This is a genomic window from Paraburkholderia sp. GAS348 (assembly GCF_050434205.1).
Taxonomy (GTDB): Bacteria; Pseudomonadota; Gammaproteobacteria; order Burkholderiales; family Burkholderiaceae; genus Paraburkholderia.
In genome coordinates, this window is the sequence record NZ_JBNPVT010000023.1 from 14908 (window position 1) to 36639 (window position 21732).

The 21732-nt window shown below is 62.8% G+C and carries 20 protein-coding genes; 14 read left to right on the plus strand and 6 right to left on the minus strand.

Annotation, left to right across the window (positions count from 1 at the left end; translation table 11 throughout):
• Positions 1–10 precede the first annotated feature (10 nt).
• The 12 genes from P3T22_RS27430 (at position 11) to P3T22_RS27485 (ending at position 14055) form a co-directional block, all read left to right on the plus strand.
• Positions 11–2461, plus strand: a complete 2451-nt coding sequence (locus P3T22_RS27430) for a FimV/HubP family polar landmark protein (protein ID WP_429326655.1) — start codon at positions 11–13, stop codon at positions 2459–2461.
• Entirely contained in the window at positions 2458–3270 is an 813-nt protein-coding gene (truA, locus tag P3T22_RS27435; protein ID WP_063498415.1) for a tRNA pseudouridine(38-40) synthase TruA, read from the plus strand. The genes P3T22_RS27430 and truA overlap by 4 nt, the downstream gene beginning before the upstream one ends.
• Positions 3267–3980 carry a phosphoribosylanthranilate isomerase gene (locus tag P3T22_RS27440; protein WP_063498416.1) on the plus strand — a complete coding sequence of 238 codons (714 nt, stop codon included), beginning with the start codon at positions 3267–3269 and terminating at the stop codon, positions 3978–3980. The genes truA and P3T22_RS27440 overlap by 4 nt, the downstream gene beginning before the upstream one ends.
• Positions 3981–4040: 60 nt before the next feature.
• Positions 4041–5234, plus strand: coding sequence for a tryptophan synthase subunit beta (gene trpB / locus P3T22_RS27445; protein WP_429326656.1), 1194 nt, complete (start codon positions 4041–4043; stop codon positions 5232–5234).
• Positions 5235–5245: 11 nt separating this feature from the next.
• Positions 5246–6163, plus strand: coding sequence for a DNA-methyltransferase (locus tag P3T22_RS27450; RefSeq protein WP_063498418.1), 918 nt, complete (start codon positions 5246–5248; stop codon positions 6161–6163).
• A gap of 33 nt (positions 6164–6196) precedes the next feature.
• Positions 6197–7009, plus strand: coding sequence for a tryptophan synthase subunit alpha (gene trpA, locus P3T22_RS27455; protein WP_429326657.1), 813 nt, complete (start codon positions 6197–6199; stop codon positions 7007–7009).
• A gap of 80 nt (positions 7010–7089) precedes the next feature.
• The gene (gene accD, locus P3T22_RS27460) at positions 7090–7962 is read left to right on the plus strand and encodes an acetyl-CoA carboxylase, carboxyltransferase subunit beta (RefSeq protein ID WP_063498420.1); all 873 of its coding nucleotides are present in this window, start codon (positions 7090–7092) and stop codon (positions 7960–7962) included.
• Between the two features lie 149 nt (positions 7963–8111).
• Entirely contained in the window at positions 8112–9422 is a 1311-nt protein-coding gene (gene folC, locus P3T22_RS27465; RefSeq protein WP_063498421.1) for a bifunctional tetrahydrofolate synthase/dihydrofolate synthase, read from the plus strand.
• Between the two features lie 29 nt (positions 9423–9451).
• Positions 9452–10375, plus strand: a complete 924-nt coding sequence (locus P3T22_RS27470) for an SPOR domain-containing protein (RefSeq protein ID WP_063498422.1) — start codon at positions 9452–9454, stop codon at positions 10373–10375.
• Between the two features lie 7 nt (positions 10376–10382).
• The gene (locus P3T22_RS27475; RefSeq protein WP_063498423.1) at positions 10383–10877 is read left to right on the plus strand and encodes a CvpA family protein; all 495 of its coding nucleotides are present in this window, start codon (positions 10383–10385) and stop codon (positions 10875–10877) included.
• Positions 10878–11023: 146 nt separating this feature from the next.
• Entirely contained in the window at positions 11024–12571 is a 1548-nt protein-coding gene (gene purF, locus P3T22_RS27480; protein WP_063498424.1) for an amidophosphoribosyltransferase, read from the plus strand.
• A gap of 293 nt (positions 12572–12864) precedes the next feature.
• Positions 12865–14055: an O-succinylhomoserine sulfhydrylase gene (locus P3T22_RS27485; RefSeq protein ID WP_429326658.1), complete on the plus strand. Its 1191-nt coding sequence runs from the start codon at positions 12865–12867 to the stop codon at positions 14053–14055.
• 51 nt (positions 14056–14106) lie between these two features.
• Here P3T22_RS27485 and P3T22_RS27490 read toward each other — a convergent pair whose 3' ends face one another.
• The 6 genes from P3T22_RS27490 to P3T22_RS27515 all read right to left on the minus strand — a co-directional run bounded on the left by P3T22_RS27490 (position 14107) and on the right by P3T22_RS27515 (position 19241).
• Positions 14107–15576 carry an MFS transporter gene (locus tag P3T22_RS27490; protein WP_429326659.1) on the minus strand — a complete coding sequence of 490 codons (1470 nt, stop codon included), beginning with the start codon at positions 15574–15576 and terminating at the stop codon, positions 14107–14109.
• Between the two features lie 11 nt (positions 15577–15587).
• Complete coding sequence (locus P3T22_RS27495; RefSeq protein WP_429326660.1) at positions 15588–16100, minus strand: hypothetical protein; 513 nt, start codon at positions 16098–16100, stop codon at positions 15588–15590.
• 48 nt (positions 16101–16148) lie between these two features.
• The gene (locus P3T22_RS27500) at positions 16149–17384 is read right to left on the minus strand and encodes a hypothetical protein (RefSeq protein ID WP_429326661.1); all 1236 of its coding nucleotides are present in this window, start codon (positions 17382–17384) and stop codon (positions 16149–16151) included.
• A 125-nt stretch (positions 17385–17509) separates the two neighbouring features.
• Positions 17510–17692, minus strand: coding sequence for a hypothetical protein (locus P3T22_RS27505; protein ID WP_429326662.1), 183 nt, complete (start codon positions 17690–17692; stop codon positions 17510–17512).
• Between the two features lie 371 nt (positions 17693–18063).
• Entirely contained in the window at positions 18064–18855 is a 792-nt protein-coding gene (locus P3T22_RS27510; RefSeq protein WP_063498430.1) for an AraC family transcriptional regulator, read from the minus strand.
• 44 nt (positions 18856–18899) lie between these two features.
• Positions 18900–19241 (minus strand): FKBP-type peptidyl-prolyl cis-trans isomerase, encoded by a 342-nt coding sequence (locus P3T22_RS27515; RefSeq protein ID WP_027803023.1) that lies wholly within the window; start codon positions 19239–19241, stop codon positions 18900–18902.
• Between the two features lie 189 nt (positions 19242–19430).
• Between P3T22_RS27515 and P3T22_RS27520 the strand changes: the two genes are divergently transcribed.
• Both P3T22_RS27520 and P3T22_RS27525 read left to right on the plus strand, forming a co-directional pair.
• Complete coding sequence (locus P3T22_RS27520) at positions 19431–20237, plus strand: sensor histidine kinase (RefSeq protein ID WP_429326663.1); 807 nt, start codon at positions 19431–19433, stop codon at positions 20235–20237.
• Between the two features lie 94 nt (positions 20238–20331).
• Positions 20332–21675 carry a hemolysin family protein gene (locus P3T22_RS27525; protein ID WP_063498431.1) on the plus strand — a complete coding sequence of 448 codons (1344 nt, stop codon included), beginning with the start codon at positions 20332–20334 and terminating at the stop codon, positions 21673–21675.
• The last annotated feature ends 57 nt before the right edge of the window (positions 21676–21732 follow it).

The window sequence follows — 21732 nt, forward strand, 5'->3', positions numbered from 1 at the left end:
AGGAGTCCCGATGAACCTTCGACTCTCTTCCCTTCGGGCTATGTCTATGCATCAAGGTACGAGCCGGCTGACGGCCGCGGCCGCTTTGGCGCTCGCGCTGTCCGGCGTCGGCGTGGGTAGCGCAGTGGCAGCGCCGGGCGACGCCGCGAGCGCGCCGGAGGGTGCCTCCGTTTCGCACGCCGCCGGCAGTCAATATACGGTGAAGTCCGGGCAATCGTTGAACGACGTGGCGATTGCCGTCACGCAATCGCACGACCGGGGGACGCTCGCACGCGCTTCGCGCGCGCTGTTCGATGCGAATCCGAATGCCTTCATGAATCATGACCCGAGCCGGATGCGTGTAGGCGCGCTGTTGACGGTCCCGGCGCTGGATGCGTCGGGCGCTCTGGCGGCTTCGGCGCCGGGTGCGGGGTCTGCGTCAGCTGCACTATCGGCCGCTACGGCTGCGCCTGCTGCCACGCCGAGTGCGGCGGCGGCCGGTGCTGCTGTCGGTGCCGCAAGCGGTGCGGCGCAGGTGAATGCCGCTGCAGCGAGCGCGGCAAGTGCCGCGGCTCGCGCTGCAGCGCCGGCCACGTCTGCGGTTTCAGGGGCGGCTAGCTCAACGGCTGAAGCAAGCTCGGCGACGCCAGGTAGCTCGACAGCGGCAGGCGCGGTCCCGGCGGCGCCCGTAGCGGGCTCACAGGCCGCAGGCGCGTTGCCGGACAGTGGCGCGCATGTCTGGTCAGGCGCGATCCAGCCCTCGGCCAGCGAGACTGCCGAAGGCGCGTCGGCGGTCGCCACAGCACAGCCGGCATCGCAACCGCGCGCGCAGGTGTCCAGCTTGCAGCAATTGCTTGCGCTGAAAAACCGCGTGCTGATGGAGTTGCAGAAACATGGCATCGGCGGTTCGCCGGCCGCGACTGTCAAGCCTTCGACGAACGGTGTGCAGCCGGCTGCCGGCGTTTCGTCTGCGGCGGCCGTTTCTGGTCACGGCGGCGCCGCGATTTCCGCGTCGAACGACGCCGGCATCTCGCAGACGAATTTGAGCGTGGCGGCGGCGATCGGCGCGGCATTGGTCGTGCTGCTGGCGGCTTTGCGTATGCGCCGCAGGAAGCGCGCCGCTGTTGCCGCGGCTGAAGGTTCGTTGGCGGCGGACGCAGCCGCGGCTGCCGGTCGCGCGGCTGGGCCGCAGGACATCCCTTTCACAGGCGAAGAGATTCCGGCGCGCGAAGCGCCGGCCGTGAGCGACGAAGTGGCCGCGCCGCACAGGGCGGCACTGGCGGAGCGCGAAACCGCGGAGCGCGCAGCAGCCGAAGGCGCTGCATCAGCGCGCGCTGTGTCAGAAAACGCAGCAGCGCCGCAAGTTGCTGCCGAGCGTGTGCAAGCAGAACCTTCAACGGTAGACGAAGCAGCGCCGGAGTCCACGGCTGCGGAACCCGCCGCCGAACGCACTGTGGAACAACGCGAAGCCGCCGAGCATCCGCCGCACACGGCCCTGCCCGTACTCGACCTCGACGCGCCCCAACACGCCTCGCACGAAGGTCACGCGCCGGCATCTTTCGAACCTGCGCAACCGATCGCGGACACCCTAACGGCTACCCAACCCGAGTTCGCGTCGGAACCTCTTCCCGCCGCTCATCACGAAAACTTCGACGGAGCCACCACGGCGGCGAGCCTTGCAGCCGCCGCGGAACTCGGGGCCGACGCGTTGCCGCTGACGTCGCTTGAACCGGTCGATGAGACCCTCCAGCAAGAGGTGCCGCCGCACCGTCTGCAATGGGACGACGAACCGGAGCCGATCGCGGCTGCCGAACCGCCGGCGCAGCAAGACACAACCCACGTTGAACCGGCGCATCAGCCGTCCGATGAGCTGCAGCCACAACCGGAATCACATCAGCAAGCCGACACCGCTATGCCAGATGCCGCATCGGAATTCGAGCTGCCCCCGGTCGCGCCAACTCAGCCCGCGCTGTCCGTTCCGACCGAGTTCCCGCGCGACGCCGTCGATGCATTCAGCAGTCTCAACATGCCCTTGCCGCCGCGCATCGAATCGACCGACGCAGACGCGGCCGTGAGCGCACCCGCGTCGTTGTCGACACAGCCGGTCGCGTCCGCGGAAACCGCCGCGCAGCAAGCCGTGGCGTCGCACGATCCGGATGACGCTGCGCACATCGCCGATGAAATTTCCGCCGGCACCGCGGGCCATGCAGCCGTCGCGGGCCTGGGCGCGGCCGGCTTCGGCGCGCTGAAGCTCGATTTCGACCTCGAGCTGCCGCCGAGCCCGGCTCAGCCGTTGCCCGCTTTCACGCAGGCCGATCTGACCCGCATCGCCCGCAACAAGCTCGATCTGGCCGCCGAATACATCGACCTCGGCGATCTGTCCGGCGCGCGCATGCTCATCAACGAAGTGATCGAAGCGAACGATCCGGCCACGCGGACCGAGGCCCGCGCGCTGCTCTCGACGCTCGCACCGTTGTCGTGAAGCGGATTGCGCTAGGCGTCCAGTACGACGGGTCGGCATTCTGCGGCTGGCAGTCGCAGCCGCACGGCAAGACCGTGCAGGACGAACTCGAACGGGCGTTGCGCGAGTTCGCGCAAACGCCCGTGCAAACCGTTGTGGCGGGCCGCACGGATACGGGCGTGCACGGCCTCGGCCAAGTCGTGCACTTCGACACGGAACTCGATCGCACAGATTTTTCGTGGATTCGCGGCACCAACGCCTTCCTGCCGAAGACGATCGCCGTGCAGTGGGCCAAGCCGATGCCCGACGAATTCCACGCGCGGTTTTCTGCGTTCGAGCGGACTTATTACTATGTGTTGTATGTCCATCCGTTCCGCTCGCCGATGCAGGCTACGCGGGCCGGCTGGGTGCACACGCAGCTCGACGTCGACGCCATGCGGGCCGCCACCGTCCACCTGATCGGCGAGTACGATTTTTCGGCGTTCCGTTCGTCGCAATGCCAGGCGAAAACACCGGTCAAGCATCTGTATCAGATCGACATACTGCAACAGGGCGACTTCGTTCATTTCCGCTTTCGGGCGAACGCGTTCCTGCACCATATGGTGCGCAACCTGATGGGATGTCTCGTTGACATCGGCCGGGGGCGCCATCCGGCCGAATGGATGGCCGAGGTTCTCGCCAGCCGCGATCGCGACTGTGCCGCGCCGACTTTCATGCCTGATGGCCTGTACCTGGCGCAGGTGGGCTATCCTGATCAATTCGCCGTGCCCGCGCCGCAAACAGGCGCCGTGCCGTGGAGTACCGTATGGACCGAGCAAGCGCAAACATGAAATCAACCGAAAACCTGGCTGTCGAAGTTCACGCAGACGCATCGCGGCACGCCGCGCCGCATCGCACGCGTATCAAGCTGTGCGGCCTGTCGAAGCCGGAAGACGTGAGGCAGGCGATCGATCTCGGCGCCGACGCGATCGGCCTCGTGTTCTATCCGCCGAGCCCGCGCTCGGTGAGCGTCGCGCAGGCCGTCGAGCTGGTCCATGACGTGCCGCCGTTCGTGTCGGTAGTCGGCTTGTTCGTGAACGCAACGCCGGACTGGATTCGCGAAGTCGCCAGCAATGTCGGGCTCACGCTGCTGCAGTTCCACGGCGACGAAACCGCGGAGCAGTGCGAATCCCTCGCCGGTGTTGCGGGTTTGCCTTGGTTGCGCGCCTTGCGAGTCGCGGCGGATACTCAACCGGCAGATTTGGTAAAATCAGCGCTTAACTATTCAGCAGCCAGCGCCCTTCTGTTCGACACCCATGTCGAAGGCTATGGCGGCGGCGGGAAGGTTTTCGATTGGTCACTTATTCCAGCAGAGCTCGCGCGTCGGGCCGTTTTGAGTGGTGGGTTGAACGCGCAAAACGTCAGTGATGCGATCCATCGCGTGCGCCCGTACGCGGTCGATGTCTCGAGCGGCATCGAAGTGCCGGGCGCCAGAGGCGTGAAAGATCACGCCCGGATGGCGGCGTTCGTACGCGCGGTGCGCGCAGCCGACGCTGAATGATTCAGGCGGCACGGTTTTCTCATATGAAAACCGTGCGCCACACTGAGAAGAGTGATCACCATGTATAACTTGCCAGACGAAAGAGGCCATTTCGGCCAGTATGGCGGCGTGTTCGTCGCTGAAACGCTGGTTCACGCACTCGACGAGCTGCGTGCCGCGTACGAGAAATATCAGAAAGATCCGGAATTCGTCGCCGAATACGAGCGTGAACTGAAGCATTTCGTGGGTCGTCCGTCCCCGATTTATCACGCACAGCGCTGGAGCGAAATGCTCGGCGGCGCGCAGGTTTTCCTCAAGCGTGAAGACTTGAATCACACCGGCGCTCACAAGATCAACAACGTGATCGGCCAGGCGCTGCTCGCGAAGCGCATGGGCAAGCCGCGCGTGATCGCGGAAACCGGCGCGGGGCAGCACGGCGTGGCGACCGCGACCATCGCGGCGCGCTTCGGCATGGAATGCGTGGTCTACATGGGCGAGGAAGACGTGCGCCGCCAGGCTGCCAACGTGTACCGGATGAAGCTGCTCGGCGCGACCGTCGTGCCCGTGGCGTCCGGCTCGCGCACGCTGAAGGACGCGCTCAATGAAGCAATGCGCGACTGGGTGACCAACGTCGAAAACACTTTCTACATCATCGGCACGGTGGCCGGACCGCATCCGTATCCGATGATGGTGCGCGATTTCCAGCGCGTGATCGGCGACGAGTGCAAGGTGCAGATGCCTGAAATGGTCGGTCGCCAGCCGGATGCCGTGATTGCGTGCGTTGGCGGCGGTTCGAATGCAATGGGTATCTTTTACCCGTATATCGACGACGCTTCGGTGCAGCTGATCGGCGTCGAAGCAGCGGGTGATGGGATCGAATCCGGCCGTCACGCGGCGTCGCTAATCGGCGGCAGCCCGGGCGTGCTGCACGGAAACCGTACGTATCTCCTGCAAGACGACAACGGTCAGATCATCGAGACGCATTCGGTCTCGGCCGGTCTGGACTACCCGGGCGTCGGTCCCGAGCATGCGTGGCTAAAAGACACCAATCGCGCGCAATATGTCGGCATCACCGACGAAGAGGCGCTCAAGGCGTTCCACGATTGCTGTCGCATCGAAGGCATTATTCCGGCGCTGGAATCCAGCCACGCGCTGGCCTATGCCGCGAAACTCGCGCCGACGCTGCCTAAGGACAAGGTCCTTCTGGTCAATCTGTCGGGCCGCGGCGACAAGGACATGCATACGGTCGCTGAGCGATCGGGTATCCAGTTCTGAGCGCCGCGACGATGCGCGACGAGTTCGACGAGCCGCAACCGGCGCTTGAAACCGCCCCGGTCGCCGAGGTAGCGGCGGCCGAGGCGCCTGCACCCCTGTTACCGCAGGTGCCCGCCAGCATCCGGCTGTTGAACCGCGATTTTTTGTCCGATGTGGCGAACATCCCCGACGGGTCGATCGACCTGATCCTTTGCGATCCGCCCTATGGGCTCGGCAAGGATTATGGCAACGACTCCGACATGCGCTCCGGCGAGGATTTCCTCGCCTGGACCCGTGGCTGGCTCGAACTGGCTATTCCGAAGCTCAAGCCGTCGGGTTCGCTGTATATCTTCTGCACGTGGCAGTACGCGCCGGAAATCTTCAGCTTCCTGAAGACAAAACTCACGATGATCAACGAAATCATCTGGGACCGGCGCGTGCCGAGCATGGGCGGAACGGTTCGCCGTTTCACCTCGGTGCACGACAACATCGGCTTTTTCGCGGTATCGAAAGATTATTTTTTCGATCTCGATCCCGTCCGCATTCCGTACGATGCCGTCACGAAGAAGGCGCGTTCGCGTAAATTGTTCGAAGGCAGTAAGTGGCTGGAGCTTGGCTATAATCCGAAGGACGTCTGGTCGGTGTCGCGGCTGCATCGGCAACACGCCGAGCGTGTCGATCATCCGACCCAGAAGCCTCTGGAAATTGTCGAGCGGATGGTGCTGGCAAGTTGTCCGAAGGGCGGGCGCGTACTCGACCCGTTCATGGGCAGCGGCACCACCGCAGTCGCTTGCGCTCGGCAGCAGCGCGAATTCGTCGGCTATGAGATCAATGAAAGTTACTGCGCGATAGCGCGCGAACGCGTTAGCGCGGCCGCGGCCGCGCCCACCGCCGCTCGCAAAACCCGCAAGAATGCGGCCAAAGCTGTGCGGCAAACCGAGGCGCAATAAGCGCGCAGTAGCTTAAGAATCCGAGAATATTCCATGTCCCGTATCAAGAACACGTTTGCCGCGTTGTCCGCCCAGGGTAAGAAAGGCCTGATTCCGTTCATGACGGCCGGCGACCCGGATCCGGCGCGGACGGTCGAATTCATGCACGCGCTCGCCGCCGGCGGCGCCGATGTGATCGAACTCGGCGTACCGTTTTCCGACCCGATGGCCGACGGCCCGGTGATCCAGCAATCGTCCGAACGCGCGTTGGCGCATGGCGTGTCGCTGCGCCACGTGCTGGCCGACGTGAAGCGCTTCCGCGAAACCGACGACAAGACGCCGGTGGTGCTGATGGGCTACGCCAATCCGATCGAGCGCATGGGCACCGAGGCGTTCGCCAAGGCGGCGAAGGAAGCCGGGGTGGACGGCGTGCTGGTTGTCGACTACCCGCCGGAAGAGTGTGTCAACTTCGCTGAACAGATGCGATCCGCCGGCATCGATCCGATTTTTTTGCTGGCGCCCACCTCCACGGATGAGCGCATCGCTGAAGTCGGCAAAATCGCCAGCGGCTACGTCTATTATGTGTCGCTGAAAGGCGTGACCGGCGCGGCAAATCTGGACGTTTCCAGCATCGCGAGTAAAATCCCCGCCATCAAGTCGCGCGTACCCCTGCCGGTGGGCGTCGGTTTCGGCATCCGTGACGCGCAAACGGCGCGTTCGGTGGCCGAAGTGTCCGATGCCGTCGTGATTGGCAGCCGTATCGTGCAATTGCTCGAGCAAGCGGCCCCCGAAACCGCCGCCGAGACGCTTACGCGCTTCATTGCTGAAGTGCGCGAGGCGCTCGATAGCGCTGCGACTGCCCGATAACAGTTATTTTTGTCGTCTGTAGTGTGAACGGCGGGTTCGTCCCGCCGTTTGCGCAACCGTTGACCCCTGAAGGATTCAATATGAGCTGGCTCGATAAGCTGCTGCCGCCGAAAATCAAACAAACCGACCCGAAGAACCGCAAGGGGATTCCGGAAGGCCTGTGGATCAAGTGCCCGTCGTGCGAAGCCGTGCTGTACCGCAATGACGTCGAGGCCAATCTGCACGTTTGCCCGAAGTGCGACCATCACATGCGCATCGGCGCGCGTGAGCGGCTCGACGGCCTGCTCGACCCGGAAGGCCGCTACGAAATCGGCCAGGAAATCGTGCCGGTCGACGCGCTCAAGTTCAAAGACAGCCGCAAGTACCCGGATCGCCTGAAAGAGGCGATGGACGACACCGACGAAACCGACGCGATGGTTGTGATGGGCGGTGCCATCCACACGCTGCCGGTGGTGGTTGCGTGTTTCGAGTTCTCGTTCATGGGCGGCTCGATGGGTTCGGTGGTCGGCGAACGTTTCGTGCGCGGTGCGCAGAATGCGCTCGAACAGAAAGTGCCGTTTATCTGCTTCACCGCTTCGGGCGGCGCGCGGATGCAGGAAAGCTTGTTGTCGCTGATGCAGATGGCGAAAACCACGGCCATGCTGACCAGGCTCGCCGAAGCCAAGCTGCCGTTCATTTCCGTGCTGACCGATCCGACCATGGGCGGGGTGTCGGCGAGTTTCGCGTTCCTGGGCGACGTGGTGATCGCCGAACCGAAGGCGCTGATCGGGTTCGCCGGTCCGCGCGTGATCGAACAAACCGTGCGTGAAAAGCTGCCGGAAGGCTTCCAGCGCGCCGAGTTTCTGCTGACGAAGGGCGCGGTCGACATGATCGTCGACCGTCGCAAGCTGCGCGAAGAAATCGCGCAATTGATGGCGCTGTTGAGCCATCAGCCGGCTGACGCAGTCGCGTAAGCTTTCGTGTCGATGCCGCGGCGTGCCCGTTCAGGCGCGGTGGTCATCAGAAAAGCAGTCTAAAAAATCGCGCGCCGCGAGAGTCATCAAGCGGCGCGCTGTCATTTCCGGGATAATCACGGTCTCGCAACGCAGCACAGATTCACTCGATGACCACATTCTCCACCCTCGACGCGTGGCTCACGCACCTTGAATCCGCGCATCCCGTCGGCATCGACATGGGTTTGGGCCGTATCACGCAAGTACGCGACGCGATGCAGTTGTCGTTCGCGTGCCCGATCATCACGGTCGGCGGCACGAACGGCAAAGGTTCGACCTGTGCGATCCTCGAATCGATTTTGCTGCGCGCGGGCTTCACGGTCGGTTGCCACACGTCGCCGCATCTGCTGTCGTTCAACGAACGGGCGCGCGTGAACGGCGAAATGGCGAGCGACGCAGACCTGCTGCCGCACTTCGAAGCCGTGGAAGCCGCGCGCCTGAGCCTCGCCGAACCAATCACGCTGACCTACTTCGAATTCACGACGCTGGCGATCATGAGCCTGTTCGCCTCGCGCGGACTGGACGCTGTGATCTTCGAAGTCGGCTTGGGCGGCCGCCTCGACGCGGTCAACATCCTTGACGCGGACTGCGCGATCATCACCAGCATCGATATCGATCACACCGAGTATCTCGGCGACACGCGCGAGAAAATCGGCTTCGAAAAAGCCGGCATTTTCCGTCCGGGCAAGCCGGCGATTTGCGCCGATCCGGTGCCGCCGCAAACCCTGATCGATCACGCCGAAAAGATCGGCGCCGGACTGTGGCTATTCGGCCGCGATTTCCGCTACGAAGGGCAGGCAGGCAGCGAGCGCCAGCAATGGAGCTACGTGGGCCCGACGATGCGCCGCTCTGCGCTCGCCTATCCGGCATTGCGCGGTGCGAATCAGTTGATCAACACCTCGGCGGCGCTTGCCGGTCTTGAAGCGCTGCGCGACCGTTTGCCGGTGTCGGCGCAGGATATCCGGCTCGGCCTCGCCAATGTCGAATTGCCGGGGCGTTTCCAGGTGCTGCCTGGCAAGCCGGCCATCGTGCTCGACGTCGGCCATAACCCGCACGCCGCGGCGGTGTTGACGCAAAACCTCGGCAATATGGGCTTTTTCCCTTACACGTACGCCGTGTTCGGCGCGATGCGCGACAAGGACATTGCCGGCGTACTGGCGCACCTGAAAGGCGAAATCGACCATTGGTGCGTGACCGATCTGCCGACCCCGCGTGCGGCTTCGGCGGAAGAACTCGAAGCGGCTTTGCGCGAGCAAGGCGTAAGCGATAGCAATGACAGCAGCGTGACGCGCTACGGAACACCGGCAGAGGCATTCCAAGACGCGCTAAAACGAGCGTCAGAGAATGATAGAATTGTGGTTTTCGGCAGTTTCTATACGGTAGCAGGCGTAATGGCCTACCGTAAATCGCAGCAACACTGAACGGGCGCCAGGCTCGAACCAAGCGATTCATGGGAATTTTCTCGTTCGGCAAGAAAGACGACGCGCCCACCCGGCGCGGCGCAAACACCAGTTCCACTCGGGCCGCCGGTGGCGAGCGCGTGGAGCGGCGAACCCGCCGCGCGGAGCGCACCGTGGATGCCGATGCAATGCTGCTCGACCCTACGTTGCCTGAAAAGCAGCGTGCGCGGCGCAGACTCGTCGGCGCGATTGCGCTGGTCGTCGCAGCGGTGGTGATCCTGCCCATGGTGCTGGATTCGCATCCGAAGCCCGTGACTGACGACATCTCCATCGACATTCCAAGCCGTCCCGCACCGAAGGTCGCCAAGACCGACGAAGACACGCAGGCCGGCGTGGCACCGGATAACCCGGCGCCTGACGCGGCACTCGCCGCTTCCGGCCTGGCACCGACAACGGCAGCCACGCAAGGCCAGTCCGGCGCAGCTAAACAGCAGAGCGCGGCGACGAGCACACCGTCCGCAGCCAAGCCCGCTGTGAAGCCGCAGGCGCCCACGGTCGCCACTAATGCGGCACCGGCCGCGCCCGCAGCGCAAGCGCCCGCCAAACCGGCCAAGCCGACCAATGCGCCCGCCACGCAAAGCGCGGCGAACATTGCGGCACCGAGCGACGACAGCGCGAATACTCCCGCGGCAAGCGCGGACGCCAATTCCGGCACGCCGGCATCGCCGCCGGGCAGCCGTTTCGCCGTCCAGCTCGGCGCATTTGCGAACGACGCCAACGCGCGTAATTGGGCCGCCAAGTTGAAAGCGGCCGGAGTGCCTGCATATACCGAACATCGGAAGCAGGCAGACGGCTCCACACTCACGCTATTGCGCGCCGGTCCGTTCGCCGACCGTGCAGCGGCAACCGCCGCGATTGCGAAGGTTCGCGAGGCCGGCTTGACGTCGGGCGCGAACAGCGGCGCTGCACAGTAAGCGAGCGATGTTCACTGCCTTCGACTACGCTGTAATGGCGGTGATCGGTTTGTCGGCCTTGCGCGGCACATGGCGCGGCTTTTTGTCTGAGATATTCGGGCTGATCGGCTGGATCGCGGCGTTTTTCATTGCTTGCCGCTTTGTCGGTTATGTCGTGCCGTTTATCCCTGCCACATGGCCGGGCGGCGCGCTGACCCAGTGGCTTCTGGCGTTCGCGCTGGTGGCGATCGGCGTGGTGCTGGTCGCAAGCGTGCTGAATGCCCTGCTGAGCCGCATCGTGCAGGCGACCGGCTTGAGCGGCGTGGACCGCTCGCTCGGTTTGATGTTTGGCCTCGTGCGCGGGGTCGTTCTGGTGCTGGTTCTGGTCGCCCTCGCAGGCTTGACCGAACTGCCCCAACAGGAATTCTGGCGCAACGCCTTGCTTCGGCCCTATGCGGTCGAGGGCGTGCACGTAATGAAACCGCTGCTTCCCGAGACGCTCGCTGCCTACGTCCGCGTGTGACGATCAGGTGAACGGTTAAAGGAACGCAGCAGGACTCCGGCGTAATCCGGTTGCCTCTATGCACCGTCGCGTACCCTCACGTACCCTCGCGCAGCATCTTTGGCACCGGCCGCCGTTACGAATTTCGTACCTTTGAAGGACATGCCATGTGCGGCATCGTAGGCGTAGTTTCCCACTCTCCGGTCAATCAGCTGATCTATGACAGCCTGCTGCTTCTGCAGCACCGCGGTCAGGACGCCGCCGGCATCGCGACAGCGAACGGCAGCAACTTCCATATGCACAAGGCCAACGGCATGGTGCGCGACGTGTTCCGCACGCGCAACATGCGCAGCCTGCCCGGCACCACCGGTATCGGCCAGGTCCGCTACCCGACCGCCGGTTCTGCATCGAGCGAAGAAGAAGCCCAGCCGTTCTACGTGAACGCGCCGTTCGGCATCATCCTCGCGCACAACGGCAATCTGACCAACTGGCAGCAGCTGAAAGATGAGATGTTCCGCATCGATCGCCGCCATATCAACACGAACTCCGACACCGAAGTGATGCTCAACGTGCTCGCGCACGAATTGCAGCTGTCCAGTTCGAGCCTGCAACTCGATCCGGCCGCGCTGTTCAAGGCGGTGTCGGGCGTGCATCGCCGGGTGCGGGGTTCGTACGCGATCGTGTCGCTGATTGCCGGCTACGGCATGCTTGGCTTCCGTGACCCGTTCGGCATTCGCCCGCTGTGCCTCGGCAAGCAGGAAACGCCGGAAGGCGTCGAGTGGATCCTGGCGTCGGAATCGGTTGCAATCGAAGGTGTCGGTTTCGAATTTGTGCGCGACATCGCGCCGGGCGAAGCGATTTTCATCGACCTCGAAGGCAATTTGCACTCGCAGCAATGCGCCACGAATCCTAGCCTGAACCCGTGCATTTTCGAACTCGTGTATCTCGCGCGTCCGGACTCGGTACTCGACGGCGTCCCGGTCTACAACGTGCGTCTGCGCATGGGCGATTACCTCGCCGAGAAGATCAAGCGCGAATTGCCCGACGTCGCGATCGACGTCGTGATGCCGATTCCCGATTCGTCCCGTCCGGCTGCGATGCAGGTCGCGAAGAAACTGGGCGTGGAGTATCGCGAAGGCTTCTTCAAGAACCGTTACGTAGGCCGCACCTTCATCATGCCGGGCCAGGCGATGCGCAAGAAGTCGGTGCGCCAGAAGCTGAACGCAATGGGTATCGAGTTCAAGGGCAAGAACGTGCTGATCGTCGACGATTCGATCGTGCGCGGCACCACTTCGCACGAAATCGTGCAGATGGCACGCGATGCCGGCGCGAACAAGGTGATCTTCGCTTCGGCGGCGCCGCCGGTGAAGTACCCGAACGTCTACGGTATCGATATGCCGACACGCGGTGAACTCGTCGCCCATGGCCGCACGGACGATGAAGTCGCGCGCATGATCGGCGCGGACTATCTCGTTTATCAGGACGTCGACGCCCTGAAGCAGGCGGTGCGCGATATCAACCCGGCGCTGAAGGAATTCGAAGCCTCGTGCTTCGACGGCAACTACGTCACGGGTGATGTCACCAGCGAATACCTCGACCGCATCGAAACCGCGCGCCTCGCGCCGTCCTCGCAATCGGACCGCGACGCCGCGAGCGAAGCGGCCGACGGCGGCCCGGCGCGTTCGCAACTGCACTTGCAATTGTCGGTCGGTTGAGTGATGGCGCTCGCGGCGTGGCCCGCTGCACGCCACGCCGCGAGCGTGTTAGCATGACGGCTTGCGTCGATTTGATCTCAGCTTGCGGACGCGGGGCAACCCAAAACAGCTAAAGCGAAGGGTGGAAAAGCCGCACTCATCCGCCTCCGCTCCAGCTTTCCCCCGCACATGAAGCCCGCTTATGCCGACGCAAAAGCGGGCTTTTTTGTTGCTGACGTTTGGCGTTAGGCGCTCCTCTCGCGTGGGCCGTCGACGCCGAACCCAGCCATGGAACATTGGAAACCAGAACTGACATGGACGACTCCCTGAACTTCGATACGCTGGCAGTCCGCTCGGGCACAGTGCGCAGCGACTTCAACGAACATTCGGAAGCGATTTTCCTGACCTCGAGCTTCGTCTTCGCGAGTGCCGCGGACGCCGCCGAAAAATTCAAGAATTCCGAAGACAATTACACCTATTCGCGCTTCACGAATCCGACCGTCACGATGTTCCAGGACCGCCTGGCCGCGCTCGAAGGCGGCGAAGCGTGCATGGCCACGGCTTCGGGGATGGCCGCGATCATGTCGGTCGTGATGTCGGCATTGCAGGCTGGCGACCATCTGGTCAGCTCGCAGGCGCTGTTCGGTTCGACGCTCGGCATGTTCTCGCAGATTTTCAGCAAGTTCGGCATCACGACGACCTTTGTCGATCCGACCGATCTGGACGCGTGGAAAAACGCCGTGCGCCCGGAGACGAAGATGTTCTTCCTCGAAACGCCGTCGAACCCGCTGACCGAAGTCGCCGATATCGAAGCGATCAGCAAGATCGCGAAGGCAGCCAACGCGCTGTTCGTGGTCGACAACTGCTTCTGCAGCCCGGCGTTGCAACAGCCGCTGAAGCTCGGCGCGGATGTCGTGATGCATTCGGCCACCAAGTTCCTCGACGGCCAGGGGCGTGTGCTCGGCGGCGCGCTGGTCGGCTCCAGGCAGTTCATCATGGAAAAGGTGTTTCCGTTCGTGCGTAGCGCCGGGCCGACGCTGTCCGCGTTCAACGCATGGGTGCTGCTCAAGGGTATGGAAACGCTGTCGCTGCGCGTCGAAAAGCAGTCGGCGAATGCGCTCGAAATCGCGCGCTGGCTGGAAACGCATCCGGCCGTGAACCGCGTGTTCTACCCGGGACTCGAATCGCATCCGCAGCACGCGCTGGCCATGCGTCAGCAGAAGGCGGGCGGCGCGATCCTTTCGTTCGAACTGAAGGGCGATACGCCTGAGCAGATGCGCGCGAATGCCTGGCGCGTGATCGACAGTTCGAAGATTTGCTCGATCACTGGCAATCTCGGCGATACGCGTACCACCATCACGCATCCGGCGACGACCACGCATGCTCGCGTAACGCCGGAAGCGCGTGCCGCGGCGGGTATCAGCGAAGGCTTGATCCGTCTCGCGGTTGGCCTGGAAAACGCCGGCGATATCCGCGGCGATCTGGAGCGCGGTCTGGCGGGTTAAACCGTAGAGGGGCGGCGGCCCGGTCCGGGGCTACCCCTGCCGCCCGGTCGCCTATGCCGCTGGCAGCGTGCGCGGGCTGCTCATCGTGACGAGCACGATGAGCAGCGCTAACACGAAGAACACCGCAGACGTGCCAGCCGAAACTGACAGGGCATGGGTGAGTTCGGTTTTGGCCCCCAGTTCCAAAGTCGAACCGAGTGGCCCACGCGTCAAAGCGATACGGTTAAACGTCAGATCGGCAATGAAGACGACGACCGCCGTGCCCATTGCGCCGCCGATATAGTGCGTCGCATTGATCAAACCGGAAGCCGCACCAGCATGACGCGGCGCCACGCCGGCAATGCCGGCCGTCGTAAGCGGCACCAGGGCTGCGCCGGTTCCGATTCCCAACATGACGATCGGCAATGCCAGATCGGCAAAAAACTCCGTGTCGGCACCCACTCGGCTCAAGCACACCATGCCGCCCGCCGCGATCAGCAGTCCTCCCGTCAGCAGACCTTTGCGGCCCAGCCGCGGTATGAGCCACGGCACGCCGACCATCACCATCAGAAATTGCGTTGCCGCCAGCGGCAGGAAGGCGAGGCCCGCGCGGAACGCGCTGAACTCAAGAACCTCCTGCACGTATTGGGTCAGGAAGAAGAACGTTCCCAGCATGCCGCCTATCAATAGCATCCTGCCGGCATAGGCGCCTGAACGTTGCGCGCTGGCGAAGAGCGAGAGCGGGGTAATCGGGTGCCTCGCCCGCTTCTCGACGAGAACGAAGGCGATGAGCAATAGTCCTGCTGAGATGAGCGACACCACGACGCCTGGGTGTGCCGCTCCGTCCGGCACGCAACGTACGAGCCCGTACACCAGGAGGCTCGTGCCGAGGGTGACGGTCAACGCACCCATGACATCGAAGTGTCTGCGGTTACGCGGCGCCTCAGGCAGGCATCGTGGCCCCAGCACCAGCAACAGTGCGCCGATAGGCACATTGATGAACAGTACCCAGCGCCAGGAGGCGAAATCGGTCAGTACGCCGCCGAGCACCAGCCCGGCCGCACTCCCACCGCCGGAGACCGCTGTGTAGAGCGTGATCGCACGCATACGCGCCGCGCCCTCCGGGAAAAGCAGCATCAGCAGCGCGAGCGCGGATGGCGCGGCAAAGGCACCGGCGATGCCTTGCAAGCCGCGCGCGAGGAGCAGCCCATGGAGGGATTGCGCGAGCCCGCCAGCAGACGACGCCAGGACAAACGCCGCGCTGGCGGCCAGGAACACACGACGGTGTCCCAGGATGTCGCCGGTGCGGGCGCCCAGCAGCATGAACCCGCCGAAAGTCAGCATATAGGCGTTTTGCACCCAGGACAGGTCCGCGCGCGCAAGTCGGAGGTCTGCCCGAAGATGAGGCAATGCCGCGTATATCACGGTGCCGTCGATGACCACCATCAACTGGCAGGCCAGGATAACGACAAGAGCAAGTGTGCTGGCGGACAGTCGATTACGCCCGCCCGGAAGGCGCCGGGAGGCTCGGTAGTCTGTCATGGCGTCTGCCTTCAGGCAGCCTCGCGGGCTTCGAGCTGCGCAATGTCTGCCAGCGAGAGGCCCATTTCGTCGCGCAGAAAACGAGGCATGGTCCAATGCGGCAGCGCACCCTCATCGAACGGGCCAAAGGATTCCCGATACAACGGCAGCCAGCGAAGTGATTGCTCGATTAGTTGCTCGCGGCTCGGCGCTTGCTGATAGGTCGCGTAAGGGCAACTGCGGTGCTCGATAAAGAAACCGCCGGGCAAGCGTTCCTCACAAAGCGTCCGGTATTCGCGTGTCTGGAGAATGAGGTAATGCCAGATCTCGTCGATCTGCTGCTCGACCGGCAGAAAAAGACCACTCAGTTGCTCCCGGTGCTTCGAGACCAGATAGAGGTACCGCAAACATTCCACCAATTGCCGTTCTACGTAGTCCGAGGACGCGCCGGTGCGATTGGTGAAATAGAGGATTACTTCCGAATACAGTTCGTGACCGAGCAATGCCTTTGCGTCGACCGCCGGAGCAGAATACAGGGAGTGCATGCGATTTCCTCTTTGCAGTGAGAGTAGTTGGAACCTGCCGGCAGACCCTTAATCTCTCGGGAGCCACGCATATTTTCCCGATTTGCCGATGGCGATATGGGCGCGGTGTGAGATGGTGCAATCCATCCCTGTCGCTTCCCGAATGCGCGCTTGCAAATCAGCAACTTCCCGCGGCAGGAGCGGGGCGCCATCGAACGTCGTGTAATGCAGGCAGGCTTGCGATTGCTCAACCGTGCGTAATTGATAAACGAAGATTGTGGGCGAAGCGGCGCAGATGAGATCGTCGAAATCGGCTTGCGACACCATGCCGTGCGAAGCGCGCAGCATCTCTTTTTCGCGGCCGCAAATCCTGACAATTTGCGCGGGGTTTGCCGAGCCGTCGGCCGTCTGGACGCAATCGCCGGAGCGGTAACGGATTAGCGGCATATACGGATTACGCACGCTCGACACGATCAGGCTGAAGATTGAGTCGCTCGTCGCGAACGGCACGAGTTCCAGGCGCATTTTGTCGAGATACGGCGAGTAGCGGCCGTGTCGATCGCTGTAGTAGAGATAGCCGAGTTCGGTGCTGCCGAAGAGGTCGACGAGCGGGCAACTGAAATTTTCCAGCAGGAACCGCCTGACGTTTGCCGGGGTGTATTCGTAAGCGTGGACGATGCTGGCAGGTTGGGGGAAGCGTTCCTTTAGTCCGTATTCTGAGACCTTCAGTACGAAATGGGCCAGATGGCAGCTGGAACAATCCAGATGATAAAACCCCTGAGGATGAGAACGCCTGGCAGCCTCGATATCGTCCAGCATGCACTCGATATCGGCGCGTTCCCACAGTGCAGGGTCGAGTTTCTGGTTGAGATACGAAGTGCGCGCATCGAGCCGCCTCATCGCCGATGAGGCGATTCCAGCGATGTGCGTGTCATATTTGCGGACGTTTACTCGCGCCACGTGTTCGGTTGCCAGCACCGTAGTGAGCGATACGCGCTGACATTGTTGCTGCCATGTGAACCGAATGTCGGGGTGATCGCTCCACAGCTGATAGTACGAGTTCAATAGAAAGTAAGGCGGGCGGATGATCTGCATCCTTGCGTGATGGGTGCCGGTCGAAAGAACGAACTCGGCTTCGCCGGCCTCGAGCGCGGCTGCAAGTCGCGGCGTCATCCAGTTGTTGGGAAAGTCCAGCGCGATAGCGGGTTTTTCCAGAATCGGGAAAAAGTTGTCCGCTATCGACTGTCGATAGATGGGGATGTCTTTGATCTGCTCGATCACATCGGCTGTCGGCTGGCTTTTCATGCGGACTCCAAAGCCTGGTTGCGATGTCGAGGGAAGCTGATCCTTGCACCTTGCAAGGATCAGCTTGATGAGCGCGCCAGGTTGCGTTTCGCCATTACCGGTCGCTCAAGTTCGACGTAGGGCGATTAGCTGATGCAGCCTTTCTTCGGAGGCGGCGTTGCTCTGGCGATTGAAATACAGCCTGCCCTTGCGGCTGAAATGCAACCTTCCTTGCTGCCCGATATGCAGCCGTCTGTTTGATCCGAGTTGGCGGCGACCCACTTATTCCATACGGAGTTCTGAGTAATTTGCTGAATGAGCTTTTCCATCGAATACCTCCAGCGGTATAGAGAGTTGCGGATTGGGGTGTGTCAGTTAAACATCGAAAATATTACGCACCCCGTATCTCTGTCTTTGTTTTGGAAGGTGGGTTCAATTTTATTTGTGACCTTCGACAACGCGATTGGGCCGTCGCACATCTGTATGCCGGCTCGACGTCTACGGCGAGATTGGGGCGTCGTTTGCCAAAGGCCTTGATGGAGCGGGCCGGCAGCGGTAGCGGAGGGGGTGAAGTGATGACTGGCAGTCGCGAAGACACTGCGCGCTTTTGCTTGACGCGCGTGGCGCAATGACGCATCTGACTCGTACTGCTTTGTTTGCCAGATTTAACTGTTGGTCACAGTGCGTCGCGGATCGAGGTTCAAGCGTGACTGCGGTTCCGTGTCGCGCGCCATTGACCGGGCGCCAGCCCGAAACGCCGTGTGAATGCGTGCGTGTAGGCGCTCTGATCGCCAAAGCCGATTTCCAACGCGATATCGCTGAGAGATAAGCGTGGATCGGACAACAAACCAAGAGACGTATCGAGCCGCAAACGCTGCAAGTAGCGATGTGGCGTTTCGCCGAAGGCGTCGATAAAAAGCTGATGAAAGCGCCGCATGCCGAAGCCGCAGTGCGCGGCAAGGTCGGCGATACGCAGCGGCTCCGACAGATGCGCGCGCAGCCAACGGTCGATGCGCGCGAAGTCGAGGCCGGCGCCATAGGCCTGAGCCCCGGCCACCGTACCGGTGTCGGCCACCAACGCGGCGCCCAAGCGCGCGGCTGCATCCCATTGAAAACGCCGGGTGTCCAGGTCGTCGGCTTGCGCGCCGCCTGTGGCGTGCGCCGCAATCCGATGCACGAGTTGCGTGAGCGAGACATCCACCGTCACCGCCCGCGCGCGGTCGAACAGACGTTCCGGCACGGCTAGCGAGGTGGCCGGCAGATCCAGCACCAATTGCCGGTTCTCGCCGATGCCCGCGTAATCGTGCCGCGCCCCGGCCGGGATGAGCCAGGCGGAGCGGGCGTCGATCTGATGCGCGACGCCGTCTACCGCCATCACCATCGCGCCGTCGAGTCCGAGCACGACCTGGTGAAAGTCGTGCACGTCCGACGCCTCGACCACGCCGTAACGGCGCAGCGAAACGCTAGGTGCGGTGACGGCGGGGTGACTCATTGGCGAAGCCCACTTGCACAATACAAAACAGCGCAGCGAAAAACTTAGACGCCGAGCAGTTCGACTTCGAACACGAGCGTTGCATTCGGCGGAATCACGCCGCCGGCGCCACGCACGCCGTAGCCGAGTTGCGGCGGAATCGTCAGCTTGCGCGTGCCGCCGACCTTCATGCCTTGCACGCCTTCGTCCCAGCCCTTGATAACCATGCCGCCACCCAGCACGAACGCGAACGGGTCGTTGCGGTCCTTGCTCGAGTCGAACTTCTGGCCGTCAGTCAGCCAGCCCGTGTAGTGCACGCTGACGGTCTTGCCGGCCACCGCTTCGGCGCCGGTGCCTTCAACGATGTCTTCGTATTTCAGGCCGGATTCGGTAGTCACAGTCGACATATGTCGCTCCTTAGGTCAAAAACGTAAAAACCGACATTGTAGGCGTGTTGGCGCTGCATCGCCGAGGATTAGGGCGTGGCATGCGGTTTGCGTCCATGCTGGCCATCCGGCCAGGCTGGCCGCGCCGGGCGGCATGCCTATAATGGGACGTCTTTTAACATTTTATGCACCGCCTGAGAGGACTCGATCGTGACAACGTCTTCCACCGGGACCGCCGGCGCAGACCCGGTTCTTTCCGGCTTTGCCGTATCCGAACGCACCGCACGTCTGCGCGCGGAGACCGCGCTATTCATGCGCGACCACGTGCTGTCGCTGCTGTCGCATGACCTGCGTGGTCCGCTGAACGCCATCCATAGCTGGGCCTACGTGCTCGAGCGCAAGCTCGATGCCAACGACCCTAATTCGCAGCGCGCCGTCACCGGGATTCGTAACGGCGTGGACCAGCAGGTGAGGTTGCTGGAGACGATTGTCGATGCCACGCGCGGCGAGACCAAATCGCTGGCGCTTGCTATTGCTCCGTTTCCGCTGCATCCGCTAATCGATGAAACGGTGGAAGAAGTCCGTTCCGGGTTGGCTCGCGCGCGCGGTGTCAAGATCGCGGTCGAATCGCGACTCGCTACCGAGCAGCTCAACGGCGACCGTGAGCGCCTCGCCGCCGCGCTGTGGGTGATGCTCACGTTTGCGGTCGAAGCGAGCACGCAGGGCGCCGCAGTCACGCTGGCCGCACACGCGGACGCCGCCAGGTGGCACGCCACCGTCACCTTCAATCAAAGTGCCGCTGCGCTGGACGATCCTTCGGTGCCTCATTTGCTGGAAGCTTTTGCCCGCAAACAGGCACGCGAACCGCGCGAAGCCAAACGGATCGCGTGGGTGTTCGCGCTGTGCAAGCGCGTCGCGGAAGCGCACGGCGGCAGTTTCGAGCAAAGCGACGCGCCTGAGAGCGAAACGGCTACGCTCGCGCTGCATGTGCCGCTGAGTGCGCCGACACCAACGTGAGCGGCGGCTGTCGGCGCACGTTCCTGTACGCGATTAACTTTCAGCTTGCTTTCGCCCTCTATACTGACAACTTTTGTTGCCGGAGCCCTTCGCTTTGATCCAGGTTGTCGCCCTTATCGGTGCATTGTTTCTCGTTGCCCTCAACGGTTTTTTCGTCGCCGCCGAATTCGGTCTGGTGAAGCTGCGCCAGACGCGCGTGCGGAGCCTCGCGGCCAAGCACGGCATGCGTGGGCGTTTGCTGGCGAAGGTGCACGGACGGCTCGACGCGTATCTGTCCGCCTGTCAGCTCGGCATTACGCTGGCGTCGCTCGGGCTCGGCTGGATCGGTGAGCCGGCGTTCGCGGAACTGCTCACGCCGGTTTTCAGCCTGCTTGGCGTGGAATCGGAGAAGCTGATCCACGGCATCTCGCTGTTCTTCGCGTTCTCGTGCATTTCGTTCCTGCACATCGTGGTGGGCGAGCTGGCGCCGAAATCGCTGGCGATTCGCGAGGCGGAAAAGGTTTCGTTGTGGGCCGCCACGCCGCTATACGGTTTCTACTGGGCGATGTATCCGGGGATCTGGGTGCTCAACACGAGCGCCAACGCGGTGTTGAAGCTCGCGGGCCTCGACGCGGACCACGGCCACGATTCGCATTACTCCACCGAGGAACTCAAGCTGATTCTGCGCGGCCGCCACGCCAACGTCGCGACTGAACTTGGTTCGCTGGATGGCGCCTATAGCCAGGACGAATGGAACACGATTGCGCATTCGCTGGACTTTTCGCGCATGACCGTCTCGGATCTGATGCGCCCGTCCCATGAAATGGTCGGCCTGCGGCGCGATTTGCCTTTGCGAGAAAACATGCAGATGGTGGCGCGGCACCGCTTCAGCCGCTATCCGTTGTTGGAAGACGCGTCCGGCGAGCGCGTGGCCGGCATGATCCATTTGAAGGATTTGCTGCTGGCGCGGCACGCTGGCAGCACGCTCGACGACCTCTCCAAATATGTGCGGCCCGTGCAGTATGTCAAGCCGGACATGCCGGCGCTCGAACTGTTTCGCCGCTTCCGACAGGGTGCGCCGCACTTCGCGCTGGTTGGCCGCAAGAATTCGAAGCCGATCGGCTTTCTGACGCTGGACAATCTGCTCGGCGCACTGGTCGGGCAGATCCACGACGAATTCCGCCAGGGCGATGCCGACTGGACGCGTATGGACGACGGCACGTTGATGGGCAAGGGCAGCTTGCCGGTGGTGTCGTTGGAACGCGCGCTCGGGATCGACATCGACGAGGGTAGGGCTGAATCGGTCGGCGGCCTCGTGATTCAGGCGCTCAACGACCTGCCTGCCGAAGGGCAGCGCGTTGAGTTCGATTGCTTCGATGTGGTGGTCAAGAAGATGAAGGGGCCGCGCATCGTGCTCGTGCGCGTTTATCCGAAGATCTTCGACGACGAAGGCGGTTGAGCGGCTTATTTGCGGGCTGCTGTTGCCCGGCTCTTATCGGTAGTCAGCGCGTCGCCC

Bases quoted from the DNA above. Each gene is read 5' to 3' on its own strand.
- P3T22_RS27430 (WP_429326655.1), top strand. From the start codon at position 11: ATGAACCTTCGACTCTCTTCCCTTCGGGCTATGTCTATGCATCAAGGT.
- P3T22_RS27440 (WP_063498416.1), top strand. From the start codon at position 3,267: ATGAAATCAACCGAAAACCTGGCTGTCGAAGTTCACGCAGACGCATCG.
- trpB (WP_429326656.1), top strand. From the start codon at position 4,041: ATGTATAACTTGCCAGACGAAAGAGGCCATTTCGGCCAGTATGGCGGC.
- P3T22_RS27450 (WP_063498418.1), top strand. From the start codon at position 5,246: ATGCGCGACGAGTTCGACGAGCCGCAACCGGCGCTTGAAACCGCCCCG.
- trpA (WP_429326657.1), top strand. From the start codon at position 6,197: ATGTCCCGTATCAAGAACACGTTTGCCGCGTTGTCCGCCCAGGGTAAG.
- accD (WP_063498420.1), top strand. From the start codon at position 7,090: ATGAGCTGGCTCGATAAGCTGCTGCCGCCGAAAATCAAACAAACCGAC.
- folC (WP_063498421.1), top strand. From the start codon at position 8,112: ATGACCACATTCTCCACCCTCGACGCGTGGCTCACGCACCTTGAATCC.
- P3T22_RS27470 (WP_063498422.1), top strand. From the start codon at position 9,452: ATGGGAATTTTCTCGTTCGGCAAGAAAGACGACGCGCCCACCCGGCGC.
- P3T22_RS27475 (WP_063498423.1), top strand. From the start codon at position 10,383: ATGTTCACTGCCTTCGACTACGCTGTAATGGCGGTGATCGGTTTGTCG.
- purF (WP_063498424.1), top strand. From the start codon at position 11,024: ATGTGCGGCATCGTAGGCGTAGTTTCCCACTCTCCGGTCAATCAGCTG.
- P3T22_RS27485 (WP_429326658.1), top strand. From the start codon at position 12,865: ATGGACGACTCCCTGAACTTCGATACGCTGGCAGTCCGCTCGGGCACA.
- P3T22_RS27490 (WP_429326659.1), bottom strand. From the start codon at position 15,576: ATGACAGACTACCGAGCCTCCCGGCGCCTTCCGGGCGGGCGTAATCGA.
- P3T22_RS27495 (WP_429326660.1), bottom strand. From the start codon at position 16,100: ATGCACTCCCTGTATTCTGCTCCGGCGGTCGACGCAAAGGCATTGCTC.
- P3T22_RS27500 (WP_429326661.1), bottom strand. From the start codon at position 17,384: ATGAAAAGCCAGCCGACAGCCGATGTGATCGAGCAGATCAAAGACATC.
- P3T22_RS27505 (WP_429326662.1), bottom strand. From the start codon at position 17,692: ATGGAAAAGCTCATTCAGCAAATTACTCAGAACTCCGTATGGAATAAG.
- P3T22_RS27510 (WP_063498430.1), bottom strand. From the start codon at position 18,855: ATGAGTCACCCCGCCGTCACCGCACCTAGCGTTTCGCTGCGCCGTTAC.
- P3T22_RS27515 (WP_027803023.1), bottom strand. From the start codon at position 19,241: ATGTCGACTGTGACTACCGAATCCGGCCTGAAATACGAAGACATCGTT.